The sequence below is a fragment of the Prosthecobacter sp. genome (assembly GCF_044227185.1).
In the GTDB taxonomy this organism is placed as follows: Bacteria; Verrucomicrobiota; Verrucomicrobiia; order Verrucomicrobiales; family Verrucomicrobiaceae; genus Prosthecobacter.
Genome location: NZ_JBGAFO010000024.1, coordinates 1 through 17,820, shown reverse-complemented (window position 1 = coordinate 17,820; position 17,820 = coordinate 1). Strand labels below are relative to the sequence as shown.

At 62.5% G+C, this 17,820-nt stretch carries 14 protein-coding genes; 11 read left to right on the top strand and 3 right to left on the bottom strand.

The window, feature by feature from the left end:
* Both ACILSQ_RS31405 and ACILSQ_RS31400 read left to right on the top strand, forming a co-directional pair.
* The coding region (locus ACILSQ_RS31405; RefSeq protein ID WP_395747662.1) for a group II intron maturase-specific domain-containing protein at window positions 1-735 on the top strand (735 nt) is incomplete at its 5' end.
* A gap of 566 nt (window positions 736-1,301) precedes the next feature.
* Complete coding sequence (locus ACILSQ_RS31400; RefSeq protein ID WP_395747661.1) at window positions 1,302-3,614, top strand: tetratricopeptide repeat protein; 2,313 nt, start codon at window positions 1,302-1,304, stop codon at window positions 3,612-3,614.
* A gap of 199 nt (window positions 3,615-3,813) precedes the next feature.
* On the opposite strand, the gene moaC is transcribed toward ACILSQ_RS31400, so the two are convergent.
* Entirely contained in the window at window positions 3,814-4,260 is a 447-nt protein-coding gene (moaC, locus tag ACILSQ_RS31395) for a cyclic pyranopterin monophosphate synthase MoaC (RefSeq protein WP_395747660.1), read from the bottom strand.
* Between the two features lie 268 nt (window positions 4,261-4,528).
* Between moaC and ACILSQ_RS31390 the strand changes: the two genes are divergently transcribed.
* Window positions 4,529-7,627 carry a DUF1553 domain-containing protein gene (locus ACILSQ_RS31390; RefSeq protein ID WP_395747659.1) on the top strand — a complete coding sequence of 1,033 codons (3,099 nt, stop codon included), beginning with the start codon at window positions 4,529-4,531 and terminating at the stop codon, window positions 7,625-7,627.
* Window positions 7,628-7,637: 10 nt separating this feature from the next.
* A complete protein-coding gene (locus tag ACILSQ_RS31385; RefSeq protein ID WP_395747658.1) occupies window positions 7,638-9,086 on the top strand; it encodes a DUF1501 domain-containing protein in 1,449 nt (482 codons plus the stop codon).
* 723 nt (window positions 9,087-9,809) lie between these two features.
* Here the strand turns inward: ACILSQ_RS31385 and moaA are convergent.
* A complete protein-coding gene (moaA, locus tag ACILSQ_RS31380; RefSeq protein ID WP_395747657.1) occupies window positions 9,810-10,808 on the bottom strand; it encodes a GTP 3',8-cyclase MoaA in 999 nt (332 codons plus the stop codon).
* A gap of 147 nt (window positions 10,809-10,955) precedes the next feature.
* Between moaA and ACILSQ_RS31375 the strand changes: the two genes are divergently transcribed.
* Together ACILSQ_RS31375 and ACILSQ_RS31370 are read left to right on the top strand one after the other, a co-directional pair.
* Window positions 10,956-11,456, top strand: coding sequence for a hypothetical protein (locus ACILSQ_RS31375; protein WP_395747656.1), 501 nt, complete (start codon window positions 10,956-10,958; stop codon window positions 11,454-11,456).
* Between the two features lie 27 nt (window positions 11,457-11,483).
* A complete protein-coding gene (locus ACILSQ_RS31370) occupies window positions 11,484-12,143 on the top strand; it encodes a hypothetical protein (protein ID WP_395747655.1) in 660 nt (219 codons plus the stop codon).
* Between the two features lie 97 nt (window positions 12,144-12,240).
* On the opposite strand, the gene ACILSQ_RS31365 is transcribed toward ACILSQ_RS31370, so the two are convergent.
* Window positions 12,241-12,411 (bottom strand): hypothetical protein, encoded by a 171-nt coding sequence (locus ACILSQ_RS31365; protein ID WP_395747654.1) that lies wholly within the window; start codon window positions 12,409-12,411, stop codon window positions 12,241-12,243.
* A gap of 10 nt (window positions 12,412-12,421) precedes the next feature.
* Here ACILSQ_RS31365 and ACILSQ_RS31360 point away from each other — a divergent pair, with 10 nt between their 5' ends.
* The 5 genes from ACILSQ_RS31360 (at window position 12,422) to ACILSQ_RS31340 (ending at window position 17,359) form a co-directional block, all read left to right on the top strand.
* On the top strand, window positions 12,422-12,934 hold the full coding sequence (locus ACILSQ_RS31360; RefSeq protein ID WP_395747653.1) for a hypothetical protein: 513 nt from the start codon (window positions 12,422-12,424) through the stop codon (window positions 12,932-12,934).
* Window positions 12,931-13,404: a hypothetical protein gene (locus ACILSQ_RS31355; RefSeq protein WP_395747652.1), complete on the top strand. Its 474-nt coding sequence runs from the start codon at window positions 12,931-12,933 to the stop codon at window positions 13,402-13,404. The genes ACILSQ_RS31360 and ACILSQ_RS31355 overlap by 4 nt, the downstream gene beginning before the upstream one ends.
* On the top strand, window positions 13,401-13,715 hold the full coding sequence (locus ACILSQ_RS31350; protein WP_395747651.1) for a hypothetical protein: 315 nt from the start codon (window positions 13,401-13,403) through the stop codon (window positions 13,713-13,715). The genes ACILSQ_RS31355 and ACILSQ_RS31350 overlap by 4 nt, the downstream gene beginning before the upstream one ends.
* 322 nt (window positions 13,716-14,037) lie before the next feature.
* Window positions 14,038-16,581, top strand: a complete 2,544-nt coding sequence (locus tag ACILSQ_RS31345) for a hypothetical protein (RefSeq protein WP_395747650.1) — start codon at window positions 14,038-14,040, stop codon at window positions 16,579-16,581.
* Window positions 16,582-16,858: 277 nt separating this feature from the next.
* Complete coding sequence (locus ACILSQ_RS31340; RefSeq protein ID WP_395747649.1) at window positions 16,859-17,359, top strand: hypothetical protein; 501 nt, start codon at window positions 16,859-16,861, stop codon at window positions 17,357-17,359.
* Window positions 17,360-17,820: the final 461 nt, after the last annotated feature.

Here is a 17,820-nt window from a genome sequence, read left to right as displayed (position 1 = left end):
ATCGTCGAACCACGAACCGAAGGAACGCCGCAAGGCGGCCCGCTCTCACCACTGCTCTCCAACATCCTCCTGGATGATCTGGACAAGGAGCTGGAGAGACGCGGCCACCGCTTTGAGAGGTATGCCGACGACTGCAACATCTACGTGAAGTCGAAGGCGGCGGGCATGCGAGTGCTCGCCAGCGTCACGAGGTTCGTGGCAAAGAAGCTCAAGCTGAGGGTTAACACTGCCAAAAGCGCGGTGGACCGGCCGTGGAACCGTAAGTTCCTAGGCTACAGCATGACCAGCCACTACAAGCCCAGGCTCAAAGCAGCAGGGCAGAGTGTGGCAAAGCTCAAGGACAAGGTCCGCTCGCTCTGGAGAGTGAGCCGGGGCCGCAACCTTGGGCGCTTCATCCGAGAAGATCTCAACCCCGTGCTGCGGGGCTGGGCCGGATATTACCGGCTGGCGGAAGTCAAAGGTCACTTCGAGGAACTCGACGCTTGGGTGAGGCGCAAGCTCAGATGCAGCCAATGGCGGCAATGGAAACGCGGAGGCACCCGCAGGAAAGAACTCATCAGGCTGGGGGTGGAACCCGAGCGGGCGAGAATCGGAGCGTTCAACGGACGAGGTCCCTGGTGGAATGCCGGGTCTTCGCACATGAACGAAGCCCTCCCCGCGAAATGGTTCCGCCAGCACAGCCTGGTGTTCCTGCTCGAAACCATCCAACGTTGGCAGCGTCAGGTCAGACCATGAACACAAACTCTTCATCTCAACCGCCGGATGCGGAACCGCACGTCCGGTGGTGTGGGAGGACGGCGGGGGAAACCCCGCCTCCTACCCGATCGGACGGGAGGCGATGCACGTTGCTTGAAGTGGTCCGCACACTCCGTGTGCGGTTTTGGCAGGCATTGGGGTGCGCGGAAAGCGCAAGTCATAGCGTTTTCCAAAACGGATTTCCGGTCAGCGGCGCTTGGAGACGTTCGGCGGAGGCTGGAGGACCGGCCTCCTCACCTCGCTGCAGGCATGCGAGTGCCCAGCGCAGGCAGGGCTGGCTGTCCTCAGCCAGCCGCCGTCGAAGCCCATGATCCGCGATCAAGAAACAGCCCGCTCAACGGAAATGAGTTTTGCGAACCGCTATGGGAAGGGGCGCTCTTCTTCTTGTGGAGAAGGGAGCATAGGGCCGGACCCTATTCGGAGAGCGCGGCTCACTTCGCGCTGGGGCTTTTCAGCCTTTGGTCTTGCTCAGGTGTTAAAAAATGACTGGCATTTGATATGTTTTCCAATGCCTTATCCTTCATCCTAATATCAATCTATTCTCCATGAAGTCACTGTTGGCCATCTTCTTTATCTGGACCTTCATGTGCTCTGGCGCAGATACCCCGGCAGCAGTGGATGCCAACCAGAAGGCGTATGATGCTGCTGCTGCTCTCTCCCGGGCCGGCAGGTATGCCGAGGCGGAAAAAGCGTTTCAGGCGCAGGTAGATGAACTCACGAAAACGCTCGGCCCTGAGCACCGCGACACGTTGCATGCAAGGATGGGACTCGCAGCCGCCATGTCAGGGATGGGCAGGCATGCAGCCGAAGAAACTGAGATGCGGGATCTGCTCCCAAGAATGACGCGTGTCCTGGGTGAGGAGGACGCCCTCACCATGAAAGCACGTGGTAATTTTGTGGGAACCTTGATCGAGCAGCGCAAACTCGTCGAGGCCGAGTCTGAACTCCGCCAGCTCCTGGCTGTCAGTGAGCGTGTGCTCGGCCCGGAAGACCGTCAAACCTTGATAGCCAAAGGCAAACTGGTATCACTGCTGGTCTATCAGACAAATGTTGCTGAAGCAGAGGCCTTGTCTCGTGCTTTGATCGCCACCAGTCAGCGCGTGCTGGGTGCGGAAGATCCGGACACTTTGACCTTCCGATACAATTTGCCCCCCATTTTAATGGGGGCCGGAAAATATAGCGAGGCGGAGCAGGAGCTTAGGAAGGTGATCGTCATTCAAGAGCGCGTTCTCGGACCTGAAAATCCTGAAACTTTGTTCAATCGGGTTAATTTAGCCATAGCCCTGCAAGCACAGGACAAAAAGGCGGCTGCCGAAGCGGAATTCCGTGCTGTGCTCGCGATGCGGGAGCGGGTTCTTGGTCCCGACCATCCAGATACCTTGGTCACCTGCTACGAATTCGCTTCGTGTCTGGAGGGTGCCAATAAGATCAAGGAAGCTGTGTCCTATGCCAAACGAGCCTATGCAGGCCGCCTGAAAGTTTTCGGCAAAGACGATCCCCAAACAAGGAGGTCCCAGCAGCAGGTGGAGCATCTGGCAGGTACAGCGGCGGACCTCACGACACTTTTGGAAAACACCCTGGCCAGAGCCGATGCCGGCGATGCCGATGCGCAGTTTCAGGTGGGCATGGCCTACTTGAAGGGCAGTGGCGTCGCCAAGAAAGCAGCCGAGGCTGTAAAGTGGTTTCAAAAATCTGCAGACCAAGGGTACAGAGAGGCGCAGGCAATCCTGGGTTACTGCTATTACCAAGGTGACGGCGTTGACAAGGATGCAGCCAGGGCTGTGAAGTGGATTCGGCTGGCCGCTGAACAAGGGGAGAGCAATGCGCAGCGCTATTTGGGACAGTTCTGCTTCGAAGGTTTTGGCGTCGCCAAAAACGAGGTCGAAGGGATAAAGTGGCTGCGGGAATCGGCGGAACAGGGCAACCCCTATGCGGAATTGGATATGGGTCTCCGGTATTATCGCGGTAGCGGGGTCGCGGAGGATTGGACTGAGGCCGTGAAGTGGTTTCGCCTGGCGGCCGACGCCGGCAACTCGAACGCACAATTCTCTTTAGGCCAGTGTTACTGTGAAGGTCACGGTGTGGCCAAGGATGCCAACGCGGGGCAGGAGTGGCTGCGGAAATCGGCGGACCAGGACAATCCCTATGCGCAAACCGAGCTGGGCCGGCGCTATCTTGAAGGTGACGGATACGCGCAGGATGCAACTGAGGCGATCAAGTGGTTTCGCATGGCGGCCGAACAGGGATATGCCCGTGCACAGTTCCTTTTGGGCCGGTGTTTTTTGAGAGGCGCAGGTGCTGCCAAAGATGTGATCGAGGCGGTGAAATGGTTTCGAAAGGCCGCCGAACATGGAGATGTCGATGCGCAGCGCTACCTGGCCTGGTGCTGCAAATTCGGCAAAGGAGTGGCCAAAGATGCGACCGAGGCGGTGAAGTGGTATCGCATGGCTGCCGACCAAGGGGATACCCTTGCGATTTTTTCCTTGGGCGAGGCCATCCGCAAGGGGGAAGGCGCCCCCAAGGACATGGCCAAGGCGGTGCAATTGTTCCGCCAGTCTGCCGAGCGGGGCTACGGCAAGGCACAGCTAGGGCTGGGCATCCAGTATCACAGGGGAGAAGGTGTGGAGAAAAACCTGGTGCTGGCGGACATGTGGATCCGTCTGGCAGCCAGGCAGGGCAATAAAACCGCAGAACAGTATCAGCCTAGGCTGGAGCTGTTCATGACGCCGGAGCAAATCAAAGCGGCGGAGAAACTGGCCGGCGCGTGGAAGAAAAGAGAAGCAGGTGTGCCGAGCGAAACGACACCGAACGCCGAGAAACCAGAGAGCGGAAAAGAGAAACGGATTCACATTGACTAAGCCAGATGGCTTCAAATCCAGAGGTTTTTAAATACCAAGGCATCTACCAAGACCCAAAGTGCCAACGATATGGCCACTCGAATCATGGGGGGAAAAGCGGGATTAAACGACGGGCATTGGTTGCGAACGCGGAGGGGGGGCGGGGTGTGGGCGTGGGCGGAGCCGGTGCGGCATCGGAGTGTCGCACTCTCAGGGGGCGTCAGCCTTTGGTTTTGCTCACGAGCTTGATGCCTTCGATGCGCATCTTTTTGTCCGCGGCTTTGCACATGTCGTAGATGGTGAGGGCGGCGACGGAGACGGCGGTGAGGGCTTCCATTTCGACGCCGGTGGGGGCGACGGTGATGGCGGTGGCGGTGATGTGGACGGCCTTGGGGCGGAGTTCGAAGTCGAGCTGGACTTTGCTGAGGGGGATTTGGTGACAGAGGGGGATGAGGTACTGCGTCTGCTTGGCGGCCTGGATGCCGGCGATGCGGGCGATGCTGAGGACGTCGCCTTTTTTGACCTGGTTTTTGCGGATGAGATCGAGGGTGGCGGGCTGGAGGAGGATGCGGCCCTCGGCGATGGCTTCACGGCGCAGCGGGGGCTTGGCGGAGACATCGACCATGGCGGCTTCGCCGCGGTTGTTGAGGTGGGTGAGGGAGGGCATGGGGGGGGAAGGATGCTAGATGCTGGATGCTGGATGCTAGATGCTAGATGCTAGATGCTAGATGCTAGGGACGAGGGGGCGTGGGGGAAGTGGTTTTTTGGTTCTGAGTCTCTTCGTGTGGGGGAGGGCACGTGAACCAAAGGCCTGGCATGAAGGGTGCTCGGTTAAGGGCGGGATGTCGTCCTCTTGCCGCTTTTCCTTCAATGGGCTTCTGTCTGCATGATGCGGTGTGGGCTGGCGTTTAGGATGGGAGGGCATTCTCAATTGCATGAATTATCGTCTCGTCATCCTGCTCGCTTGTGTTCTTGCGACTGCTCGTGGTCAATCGCTGGAGTTCAATCGTGACGTGCGCCCCATCCTCTCTGACAACTGTTTCAAATGCCATGGGCCGGACAAGGTGAAGCGGAAGGGGGATCTGCGGCTGGACGTCGAAGCGGCGGCGAAGGCGGCGCTGGAGGGGCGCTTCGCGATTGTGCCGGGACAGCCTGACAAGAGCGGGATCATCGCACGAATGGAGAGCACGGATCCGGATGAGCACATGCCGCCGCACGACTCGGGATTGCAGATCACGCCGCGAGAGGTGGCGGTGCTGCGGCAATGGATCGAGCAAGGCGCTCCCTGGCAGGCGCACTGGTCCTTCATCGCGCCGAAGCGGACTGCGCCGCCTGTGGTGAAGGATGCTGCGTGGTGCCGCACGCCTGTGGACCGGTTCATCCTTGGCAGGCTTGAGCAGGAGGGGTGGAAGCCTTCGCCGGAGGCTGATGCGGCTGCGCTGCTGCGTCGCGTTTCGTTGGATCTCACGGGGCTGCCGCCGACACCCGCCGAGAGCGACGCTTATTTTGCTGACCGCAGCGAGGTGCGCTATGAGCGGCTGGTGGACCGCCTGCTGGCTTCTCCACGCTTCGGAGAGCGTATCGCGAGCCGCTGGCTGGATGCGGCGCGCTATGCGGACACCAATGGCTACCAGAGCGATGGCGAACGCTCGATGTGGCGCTGGCGCGAGTGGGTGCTGGATGCCTGCAACACGAACATGCCCTTTGATCAATTCACGATTGAACAGCTCGCGGGCGACCTGCTGCCCAAGGCCACGCTGGCGCAGCGCATCGCCACAGGGTTCAATCGCAATCATCGCGGCAATGCGGAGGGTGGCATCGTGCCCGAGGAGTTTGCCTGTGAATATGTGGTGGATCGTGTGGACACCACGGCGACCGTGTGGCTCGGCCTGACGATGGGATGCGCGCGCTGCCATGACCACAAGTATGACCCGATCACGCAGCGCGAGTTCTACTCGATGTTCGCCTTCTTCAACAACGTGCCGGAGAATGGCAGGGCGATCAAAATTGGTAACTCCGCGCCGGTGCTGACGGCACCGACCGATGCGCAGGCCAAAGAGCAGGCCGCTCTGGAGCGCAGGCTGGCGGCGGCGGAGGCACGGCTGCACGAGCGGGAGCCGCAGATTGCCGCGGCTCTTTCCGCCTGGGAGAAAGCCGCGCCAAACTCACCGTGGACGATCACGCGGGGCCTGCAGGCGCGATTTGAACTCAATGGGAATGCGGGGGCTGCGCACTTCGAGGCTGGCGAAAGCGCGTTCAAGGATGGTGGCGCGGAGTTCGACGGAAAGCGCTATATCAACTGCGGCGACCAAGGGGCCTTCGGGTTCTTTGACAAATTCACGCTCGCCGCCTGGGTCAATCCTCGCGGCCCGGATGGCGCGATCCTCTCGCGCATGTCGGAGGCGGATGATGACTCCGCCTTTGCCTCGGACCAGGACGGCTACCGTGTCTTCCTGAAGGATGGCCGCGTGCAGGTTCATCTCACCAAACGCTGGCTGGATGATGCCCTGCGCGTGGAGACTGCGGCGGCGCTGAACAAGAACGAGTGGCAGCATGTGGCCGTGGTCTATGACGGTTCACGCGTGGCGGCTGGAGTAAAAATTTACGTCAACGGCCGGCGGCAGGAGCAGCGCGTGCTGCTGGACCAGTTGAACCAAACCTTCCTCACCCAGTCGCCTCTGCGCATCGGTGCGGGTGGCGGACTGGAGAATCGCTTTCAAGGTCTGGTGCGTGATGTGCGGGTGTATGCACGCGCGATTGATGACGAGGAGGCGGGCATCATTGCCAATGCACAGTCGATGACTGAGCTGGCATGGATTCCGCGCGATCAACGCACGCCGTCTCAAGCGGCCGCGCTGCGCGTGTGCTTTCTCACCGATCATGCAGGGCCGGCCTTGCGCAAGGCCTATGCTGAGACGCTGGCGGCGCGTGAGGAGCTTGCGGCCTTCGTGGAAAAGCTGCCCACCGTGATGGTGATGGAAGAGATGCCGCAGCCACGCGCGACGTTTGTCCTCACGCGAGGGGAGTATGACAAACCTGCCGAACGGGTGAGCGCCAGCGTACCTGCGAGCCTGCCCGGCCTGGACGCCGGCACCACGCCGAACCGCCTTGCCCTTGCGCGCTGGCTGGTCGCTCCGACCCATCCGCTGACGGCACGCGTGGCGGTCAATCATCAATGGCAGATGCTGTTCGGCATCGGCCTGGTGAAAACGACGGAAGATTTCGGCGCCCAGGGTGAAGCGCCCAGTCACCCGGAGCTGCTCGACTGGCTGGCCACGGAGTTTGTGCGCACCGGCTGGGATGTGAAGCGGATGATGAAACTGCTCGTGATGAGCAGCACGTACCGGCAGGCGGCGCGGCGGAATGAAGCCGCTGGCGCGGACCCTGAGAACCGCCTTCTCTCGCGTGCTCCGCGCCTGCGTCTGCCCGCGGAGATGATCCGCGATCAAGCGCTCTCGGCGGCAGGACTGCTGGTGTCGGAGCTGGGCGGCGCCTCCGTGAAGCCCTACCAGCCGAAGGGCCTGCAGAAGGATCTCAGCGGCACCGACTATGAGCAGGACCACGGCGACAAATTATTCCGCCGCAGTCTCTACACCTTCTGGAAACGCACCAGCCCGCAGCCCACGATGATGACCTTCGACGCCGCAGGCCGCGAGACTTGCTCCGTCCGCCCCAGCCGCACAGACACCCCTTTGCAGGCCCTTGCTTTGATGAATGATGTGACCTTCGTCGAGGCCGCGCGTGGCATCGCCCAGCGCATGATGCGTGAAGGCGGCGGCACGGTGGAGTCGCGCTTGAGCTACGCCTTCCGGCTTGTGCTCACACGCCCACCGAAGCCTGATGAACTCATGGTGCTGACGGCGGGCTATGCTGAGCATCTCGCTCATTACCGTGCGGACCGGAAGGCGGCGGAGGCGCTTGTTCATGCCGGTGAGTCGCCCGTGGATGCCACGCTGGACGTGGCTGAACTGGCCGCGTGCTCGGCGCTGGCAGGGCTGATTCTGAACCTCGATGAAGCCATCACCAAACAGTAAGCCAGCCACCATGAACGCCTCTCCCTTCACAGAAGCCGCGCTGGCATCCACACGCCGGCAGTTCTTCGGCCGCGCCGGACTCGGCGCGACGGCGCTGGCGTCGCTGCTCAGCGAGACGAGTTTTGGCGCGGTGGACAACGGCGGCCTGCCGGGGATGCCGCACTTTGCCCCGAAGGCGAAACGGGTGATTTATCTGTTCCAATCCGGTGCGCCCTCGCAGCTTGATCTCTTTGATCCCAAGCCAGCGCTCGGCGCGCAGTTTGGCGCCGATCTGCCGGATTCGATCCGGCAGGGGCAGCGCCTCACCGGCATGACGGCGGGGCAGGATCGCTTCCCCATCGCGCCCTCGAAGTTCCGCTTTGCCCAGCACGGGCGCAGCGGCGCATGGCTGAGCGAACTGCTGCCGCACACGGCACGCATGGCGGACGAAATTTGCTTCATCAAATCGATGCACACCGAGGCGATCAATCATGATCCGGCGATCACCTTTTTCCAAACCGGCGCCCAGCTCGCGGGGCGGCCCAGCATGGGCTCGTGGGCGTCGTATGGGCTTGGCAGCGAGAACCATGACCTGCCCGCCTTTGTGGCGCTGCTTTCCAATGGCACCGGCAATCCGATGGATCAGCCGCTCTATGACCGCTTGTGGGGCAGCGGCTTTCTGCCGACCCGGCATCAGGGCATCAAGTTCCGCTCCGATGGCGACCCTGTGTTGTTTTTGTCCAATCCGGAAGGTCTCGGCCGCGGCGAACGGCGGCGGATGCTCGACGACTTGTCGAAACTCAATCAGATGCAACTCGCCGAGTTCGGCGATCCCGAGATCGCTACGCGCATTGCGCAATATGAACTGGCGTATCGCATGCAGACCAGCGTGCCGTCATTGACCGACGTGTCCCAGGAGCCGGACAGCGCCTTTGAGATGTATGGGCCGGAAGCGCGCAAGCCCGGAACCTTCGCGGCGAACTGCCTGCTGGCCCGACGACTGGCAGAGCGCGGAGTGCGTTTCATCCAGTTGTTTCATCGCGGCTGGGATCAGCACACGAAGCTGCCCCGGCAGATCGCGGGCCAATGCCGGGACACCGATCAGCCAAGCGCGGGATTGATCGAGGATTTGAAGCAGCGCGGCCTGCTCGACGACACGCTTGTGGTCTGGGGTGGGGAGTTTGGCCGCACGGTTTACAGCCAGGGGCGTCTCACGCATGAAGACTACGGCCGGGATCACCACCCCCGCTGCTTCAGCATCTGGATGGCCGGTGGCGGCATCAAGCCGGGAATCACCCACGGCGAGACCGATGACTTTGGTTACAACATTGTCCGCGATCCCGTGCACGTGCATGACCTGCACGCCACGATGCTGCACTGCCTGGGCATCGACCACACCCGGCTGACGTTCAAGTTCCAGGGGCGTCATCATCGGCTGACCGATGTGCATGGGAATGTGGTGAGGGGCGTTCTTGCTTGAGGCTGTTGTATTTAAAAGGCTGCGTCTCCTCCTTTGCTCTGCCCATTGTTCGCCAAAGCCACGAAGGACTGGCTGAGTTGGCGATCAGTTGATTGATGCGGCGAATGTTAAAAAATGCCTGGCATGAATGGCACTCGGTTAAGGCAGGGATCGTGGTTTTCGGTCCTGCTGTGCGCGGGCGTACAGCGGAGCGTATTGCAGACGCTGCTGGCAGCCGGCAGACTCCGGCGAAGCGATGGGTTTGCTTTCCGATTTGCATGCGGTAACCCAGGGTCGCCTCGCTTAGGCTCGGCTGACCCTGGGCTATAATCCGCAGCCCTTTCAGGGCTGGCGCGAGAATTGACGCAGTCGTGGCAAAGAGAGATTCTACTGTCAAAGACGCTATGCGATGGGGGGGGCAAGACTGACGACGCAAGACCTTAACCGAGTGCCATTCATGCCTGCATTATGTATGCAGGGGCGTCATCATCGGCTGACCGGATGTGTACGGGAATGTGGTGAAGGGCATTCTTGCTTGATGGCGTTACATTCGAAAAGCTGAGCGAAGCTGCCGCTTTCGAGTGTCTCGTCGCAGAGGAGAGTGATGCAGTTCACGCGTGGCCATGGCTCTGCCTTCGTGCGGTTTGAGGTCTGCGTTCCTTTTATCGGCCAGCGGAAAGCGGTAGCTGCGGTCGTGCCTCCCTTCGCGACCGCACTCCAAATTTGCAGCGCGCTCGCGGGGGATTAACCGCCGATGGCGATCATCTTGCGGTTCGGCTGGTAGTTGTGGCGGAAGTCGTGTTCCTTGGGTTTGCGGAGGACGACGTTTTGGAAGAAGGCGGCGAGCTCGGAGTCGGTGCAGCCGGCGCGCAGCACGCTGCGGAGGTCGAACTCGAGGTAGCTTCCGAGGCAGGGGCGAAGCTTGCCGTCGGAGGTGAGGCGGAGCTTGTTGCAGTTCTCGCAGAAGTGGAGGTTCGTCATCGCGCCGATGAAGCCGATCTTCTGGCCGGTGGCGGGGACGCGGTGATAGACGGCGGGGCCGTTGGTGCGGAAGTCGGGGGATTCGATGAGAGGGCCGGTGGTCTGCTCGACGAGTTTTTTGGCGGTGGCGACGGGGAGGAAGGTGTCCTCGCTGAGCACGTCCTGGGTGCTGACGGGCATGAGCTCGATGAAGCGGAGGAGGGCGTTTTTGCGGCGGGCGTAGTCCACGAGGGCGGGGAGCTCGCGCTCGGTCTGGCCTTTGATGAGGACGCAGTTGAGCTTGATGGATTCGAAGCCGGCGGTGATGGCGGCGTCGATGCCTTCGAGGACGCGGGGGAGGAGGTCGCGGCTGGTGGTGCGCTGATAGACGGCACGGTCCAGGGAATCGAGCGAGACGTTGGCGGTGCGGACGCCGGCTTTGACGAGGTGCTCCGCGATGGTGATGCCGCCGTCGAGCTTGGCGAGGAGGGTGCCGTTGGTGGAGATGCCGATTTCGTCGATGCCGGGGATGCGGGCGAGGTCGGCGCAAAAGGCGGCGACGCCGGGGCGGGTGAGGGGCTCGCCGCCGGTGACGCGGAGCTTTTTGATGCCGAGGGTGGCGCCGACGCGGACGACGCGGAGGAGCTCGTCGTAGCTGAGGGTTTCGTCCTTGGCGAACCAGGTCTGCTCCTCCTCGGGCATGCAGTAGCGGCAGCGTTCGTTGCACCGGTCGGTGACGGAGACGCGAAGGTAGGAGATGCGATGGCCGAAGGGGTCTTGCACAGGGAGGGGTGAGTTCTAACCACAGAGTACGCGTGTGCTCAAGGGCTGGGAGACATTGATTGAGAGGATATGGGGCGGGGCAGCAGGGGGGCTTTTTGAGATTTTGGTTGTCGGCGGAGGGGGGCTGGGGATAAAACGGGGCACTGCATGCTGCGTCTCTTTCTCCTTTGTCTTCTGTTTTTCTGCCAGCTTTCACTGGCGGGGGCTGAGGCGCCGCAGGAATTTGAGCGGGTGCGCGGGGTGGTGCAGATCACGCGGACGTGGCGGGTGGAACTGGCGGATGAGTTTGCGAAGCGGTATGTGGAGGGGGAGAACGGCACGGATCTGGTGCTGTGGAGGCCGGGTATCACGTGCTGGACGAATGCCTATGGGCCGAAGGAAGGGGAGACGCCGGAGCAGACGCTGGCATGGCGCAAGTCGAAGACGCCGAAGGGGGCGGTGAAGGTGTTTGAGGCGGTGGAGAAGAAGCCGCTGCGGTATGGGTATCTTCTGCGTGAGACACCGAAGGGGGAGGCGGAGCGCTGGGGGCTGTACACCTTTACTTTTGGTGAGAGCGGGCATGTGATGATGGCGATCTATTTTGACCAAGAGAAGGACCTGAAGACGGCCACGGCGATCTGGATGAGCGTGGAGGAAAAAGAGCCATGAGCGTGTCTGAGAGCTGAGCATGCCCCTATGAAAAACGTCATCCTGCATGTGTTAGTCCTGAGCCTGAGCCTGAGCCTGAGCTGCATGCTGAGCGGCTGCGCTGCGAAGACAAAGTCTGCCGCCACTCAGCGTCCGGTGATCGAGCCTGTTCGCTGGAAGGCGGACGATGCCAAGAGGCCCTTTTATCTGGATGCAGATGTCGAGCAGATCGCGGTGGTGGAGCGGATTTCCTATGACCAGCATGCGCAGGCCTTTCGCATGCTGGAGTCCAGAGGCTTTGTGCGCGTGACGAATGCCAAAGCCGAGGAGCTGATGGGGCATGCCTTTTCGGCGCGCAGCGCCATCCTGAAGCAGGCGGAAGACCATGCGGAGCGTGCGGCCTTTTTCGCGGAGCTCTGCCTGGAAAATCCGAAGGATACCAGCCACAGGGATGCCAGGGACGAGGAGCAGGCCACGGCCCGGAGGCTGCGCTCTCAGAGCGGACATCTCAAGCCCTACCTGATGCGGGCCATCGGTCTCTATGGCTGCGGCACGGGCGGCTTCGGTGCGCTCCGCCATCACGATGAAATTTGGGTTTCATTTGTCGGTCTGGGCAGTGGATACACCCCGGAGACGCAGGCGGTGATTGTTTATCTCGACCGTCCGCCCCGAGCCGCGCATGTGACGACTCCGGGGACCTGCCTCTGATGGCCTGGGAACAAACAGGCGGGCACACCAGCCTGCCAGCGGCCGGCGAGGTTGAACCTACGACTTGCGGGAGCGCAGGGCGGGTGTTGCAGACCGATCATGGTGGCGTGGAAAAGAAAGGAAGGATGGAATGGAAAATGGCTGAAGCCCATTCGTCCGAGAGCGGTTTTTTCCTTCCCGGCTTTGCGGCTTGATCCCGATTCTGGAACTGGTGAAGCGCCTGCGTGTCGCGCCAATGCTTGACTTGCATCCGCTTTTTCAATTTCATGAAGACAAGCATGAAAATCTTCTTTGCAGCGATTCTTGGTCTGTGTCTGGCGGCACCCGGCAGCGCCACTACATCTGCTTTGGTGCGAACCTATCAGCCGTTCGGATTTGGCAGCATCACCATCGAGCCTGTGACATGCTATGCATGGAATGCTCAGACCTACCTGGGTGACGCCCTGCGTTACATCTCGGCCAAAAACATACCGCCCAATTTTGAGAAAGAGCCGGGCGAAAATCTGAATCTGGCGTCCACCAGCCAGCTCTTTTTTGACAACGATTACGGGTCAGAAAATCCGCGGAGGCTGTTCATGAATGCGGACAAGTTCGTCATCACGGAAGGCTATGCCCGCGAAGACATCGTGAAGGCCTGCCTGGAATGCGTGCGCCGGGTGCTGCCCGCCGCCTATCTCAAGACGCCGCTCACCTTTTCAGCCTCTCCCGAAAACAAGGAATGGATGGGCAAGATCGTGGACGAGTTTAACCGCCATGACCGGAGCAAGGTGTTCTATGGGCCAACGCCATGAAAGACCATCGCAGACGGTTCTTCTTCTGGCTCGGCGTCTTTGTGCTGCCGCTGTTCTGGTCGTGGTTCACGCTGTCGAGGAAATTTACCTGGCGTGAGCGCGGCACGGCGTTTCTCTGGCTGGCGGTGTTTGTGGCGTGGCTGCTGCACCAGCGCGCGGCTGCGATGGACCGGTTTGAAAGCGTGGCGTTTGCCTATCCGGTGATTTTGGGATGGGTGACGGTGGCGCTGTGCGTCTGGCTGCTTTTCCGTGCGGGCTTTCCTGCCACGATCATCGAGATCCTTGTGCTGGTGGATGTGCTGGCGGTGGCGCATCCTTCCATCTTGTTTGTGGACCGCCTCGGGAAGCCGTTTGAGTGGTCGTGGGTGCTGGTGCCGCTGGCCGCGGCGCTGGGGCACATGATCCCGGAGTGGCGGCGCTTGTGCCGGCGGGCTGGTGCTTCCCTGCCTCAGGCGCCTTCCGAAGGATGATGAAAGGTCAGACCCAAGATGCCGCCGAGGCACGAAGAGGCCTGCCCGAAGCTCTCCGGCGGGCGGCTGCGCATTTGAGGGAGAAGGGCGATTTTCATTTTCTGAACGATGAGCCCGATCTTTTTACCACAGATGAACTGGCGGCCCGGATCGAGCAGTCTGCGGATCGTCTCGCGATGGGGGATGAATCGATGGGCAAGTGGCTTTGGATCGCTTTTGCACCCACCTGCACGTGGGACGACGCTGGCGGAGATTCGCGACTGGGACAGGAGGTCTTTGAGCTTCTCGACCGTTTCTTCCGGCCGGCATAAAGGCTTGGGTGGTGCGAGGGCGGGGGGGCTGGCGGGAGAGCGCTGATCGACAGGCTGGAGAGCCTATCGTACTTGGTTTTGTCCGTCTCATTGGCAGGGCGGAGGCGTTCTATCGGGAGGTGTGGTTATTCTCGTTTTCGAGAATAATGCCAATGTCAAAAAACTTACTTTCTGTGGAGTATGATTTGGCATAAATATCATTGAATCTGATCCGAATCAGAACCGCAAATCGGGTTTCATTGTGGAAAGTCCAGAATCAACATCGCCAGCACCAGTGCCGTCCGCTATGGGCCTGCCTCCGGCAGGGCCGCAGGGGGAGGGCATGAATCCGTTCGCGGATGATGTGTGCGCGGGACCGTTTGGCGTGGAGGAAAACCGCTCGGTGCCGGGATTGAACGGGGATATTTTGGAGCAGCTCACGGTGACGATCGATGAGCGGCAGAGCAGCGCGGGGCGCACGGGCGGGCAGCCTCTTTTGCTGCTGACGGCGCCGCGGGCGGGCTATGGGAAGACGCATCTGCTGGGCCGGCTGGCGGCGGCGGCGGGCGGGCAGGTGGTGCTGGTGCCGCTGGCGTTCCGGCTGGAGGATGAGATCGGGATTTCTGCGGTGGCGGTGCGCGGGCTGGAGTCGATGGCGCGGGCGGAGACTGCGCGGGAGGACTGGACGCGGCTGCGGGAGGCGTGCGCGGGTGTGTGCGCGACGCTGGTGCGGCGATTGATCGAAAACGGGACGCTGCCGTGTGCGAATCCGGAGCAGGCGCTGCGGGTGCTGAGCGGGGACCCGGCGGAGGTGTTTGATGAGAAGGGGAATGCGCGGCTGATCGGCGAATGGGTGCGGCGCTTTGAGGCGCAACTGCGCAAGCCGATGACGGAGCAGGCGATGAAGCGGGTGCCGGCGATCCCGGCGGCGCTGGAGGCGTGGGTGAATGCGATGCTGAACCACGCGCTGGACGGCGGCATGAGCCATGTGGCGGTGCTGCGCGCGCTGGCGGCGGATGAGGCGAACGAGGGGCCGGTGACGTGGCTGCGGCTGCTGGGCCTGTGGCGGCCGGTGGTGCTGCTGGTGGACCACCTGGATGCGTACTACCGGAACCCGGAGGCGGGGCTGAGGATTGCCTCGCTGCTGCTGGACATGTCTGAGATGGACGGGGTGCATGTGGTGCTGAGCCTGAACCAGGATGTGTGGCAGGCGACGTTTGGCCACCACCTGCCGAGCGCGATGGAGGACCGGCTGACGGCTTCGCAGATGCTGCTGCGCGGCATTGGTGAAAGTGAAGCGGCGACGCTGCTGAAGCTGCGGCTGCAGCACGCGGGCATACCCGCGGACAAGGCGCGTGAGTTTACGACTTTCCTGGATGTGAAGCGCTATTTCCTGGGGCGGCCGCTGGGCTCCGTCTCCGCGCGGGCGTTTCTGCGGCATGCGGCGAAGCAGTGGGATTTTTTCCAGCAGACGCTGGCCTCTCCGCCACCGCCGCCGCCGGTGATGCCGCTGACGGCGGCCCAGGAAGGACAGGGAGCGGGCACGCTGCCGCTGATGACGGACGAGGTGCCGGAAAATGCGGAGGCGGAAAATGCCACGGCGCCGGGGGAGATTTCGATTTTTGATTCGAGCACGGCGGCGCAGATGAAAAAGATGGCGGAGGGACTGGCGGAGCCGACGCCGGCGCTGCCGCAGCAGAGCGAGGCGCCGCTGCTGCCACCGCCTGCACCGCCACCGCCATTCGTGCCACCGCCGCCGCCACCAGCTTTTTCGCCCTCGGCGCCGCCGCCGCTGCCGCCTGCGGGGCTGAACGGGAATGGGAACGGGAAGTATCCGAAGCCGGTGCCGCCGCCCGCGCCGCCTCCGCAGCCGCCGGTGGCGGAGGCGTCGGCCGCACAAGAGGGGGAGGAGGCAGCGCCGCAGTTTTCGCCGAGCTCCGCGGGCGCGTTTGAGAATCTGCGGGAGATGCTGGGGAAGCTGCGGCAGCCGAGCGCGGGTGCGCCGCATGCCGCGCCGCCGCCATCTGCTGAAACGAACGGTGCGCACGCGGTGGCGGAACGTCTGGCGGGTGTGATGAGCGCTGCGCCCGCGGTGCCTGCGCCGCCGCCGCCGTCTGCATTTGCACCACCTCCGCCGCCTCCTTCTCCGCCCGTTGCCGCGCCCGGGCTTTCGCCTGCGGCTGCGCCTGCGACCGGGGGTCTGCCAGCGCCGGCTTTTGCGGCGGCTCCGGCGAGTGTGGCACCGCCGCCTCCGCCTCCGCCGCCACTGCCGCCCTCAGGGCTGAAGGCGGTGCCGAATCCGGAGCGTGATGCGCTGCTGGGACGCTATGAGGCGCTAAGGCTGCAGATGGCGGCGGAGGCGGTGTCGCTGCCGCTGGATTTCACGAAGGTGGCGGATCTGATCCGGCTGGCGGGAAGGCGCTTTCCGCTGGTGCGCTTCAGCGAGCATGAGCTGCCGGGCATGACGGGGCGCTTTGCCATGTGCTGGTCGCTGCAGGGGCTGGAGATTGTGTTTGGCCTGGCGAACTTTGCGGATGGCTCCTACTGGCGTACGCTGGCGGGCTTTGCGGCGGGGCGGCTGGCGGAGCTGAACCAGGAGGCGCAGGCGACGGGAGTGGCGGCGCCGAAGCTGAAGATCACGACGTTCAAAACGGAGCGGGAGCAGCAGAGCTGGGCGATTTTGCAGCACAGCACGGCGTTTCCGGAGGTGCTCAAGACGCACGTGGATGCGATCCATCTGGACACCCAGAATGTGGCGGCGCTGTATGCGATGCAGCGGATCATCAAGGAGTCTGAAACGGGCAGCCTGCAGGCGACGCCTGCGCAGGTGATGAGCGTGCTGGCGAGGGAACTGGACTTTTTTTGGAAGAGAGTGACGCGCGCGTAGGGGGAGGGGCGGTGGTTTGCGGTGGTTTTCGATTGTTTGCGATTGTTTGCGGTGGTTGACGGAGGTTTTTCTTTGGCGAGGGCTTGGGGAGGTGGGAATGATGAATGACGAATGGGGTATGAGTTTTTGCGGAACTGGAGGGGGGCGGGGCGCTGGGGTCGAGGACGAGTTCGAGTAGGAGGACGAGTTCGAGGACGAGAACGAAATCGGGATGGTGAATGATGGGGGGATTTGAGATTTTGTGTGCGGTGGGGGAGGCTTGGTTTTATGGGGGGGAATGATGAATGACGAATGTGGTGAGGAGGCGGGGCTGCCGCTTTTTGGGGGGCGGTCTTGGGCGGTGGCGGGGAGCGGGCTGGGGGGCGGAGGCTCTGTCGTGCCGCAAGTGACCGAGGGACTGGAGCTGTTCCAGGCGGCCCCTGCGGCGGAGGCGGAGGCGGAGGCGGACGGCTACGCGGCGTGGAAGTCTGAGATGGCGGCGGAGAAGGCGGCTGCGGAAGAGCGACGGCGCAGCGTGGAGCTGCCGGTGCATGCGGGAGAGGATGGTTTTGCGCGCTGGAAGGAGGAGGCGGAGGCGGCGCGGCGGGCCTTTGAGAAGCGCTGGGGTGTGCCGCTGGGGAAGCGGGTGCGTGTGCAACTGCGCGGGGAGGCGCGTGAGCGGGAGGGACTGCTGCGTGTGGTGGAGGAGGCGGAGGGAGGCCCGCGGAAGGGGCTGCGGCTGACGCTGGGCGGGGACACTTTTGCGGCGGGGGAGATTGAGAGCGTGGTGCGGGTGTGAGGGGGGGATGCTGGATGCTGGATGGTGGATGCTGGATGGGGGAGACTGGTGGACTTGCGGGGGGGTGGAGATGGCGGGGCGAGTTGATCGAGGACGAGTTCGAGTAGGAGGACGAGGACGAGGACGAGGACGAGGGTGGGGGCGGGTTGGAGGGGGGGAGAGGGCGTGGGGTGTGGCGAAAGCGGCGCTGAGCGCCGCAGTACGGGGACGCTGGGGCGTGGTTTGGGGGAGCGTGCGCGGCGCTGCGGAAGGGGCAGCTTTGCTGGCGGAATCTGCTTGGCGGCGCGTGGAGACGTTCGGCGGAGGCTGGAGGACCAGCCTCCCTAGTGTGCTTGGCATGAACATGAACTAATCAGATGAAAGGAACTGATCGGAAGCGATGGAAGCTAACCGTAGCCGAAGGACAAGGCAGCGGCCGCGAGGCCGTGGCTGAAAGAAGTCCGAGGCAAACTCTCGACCAT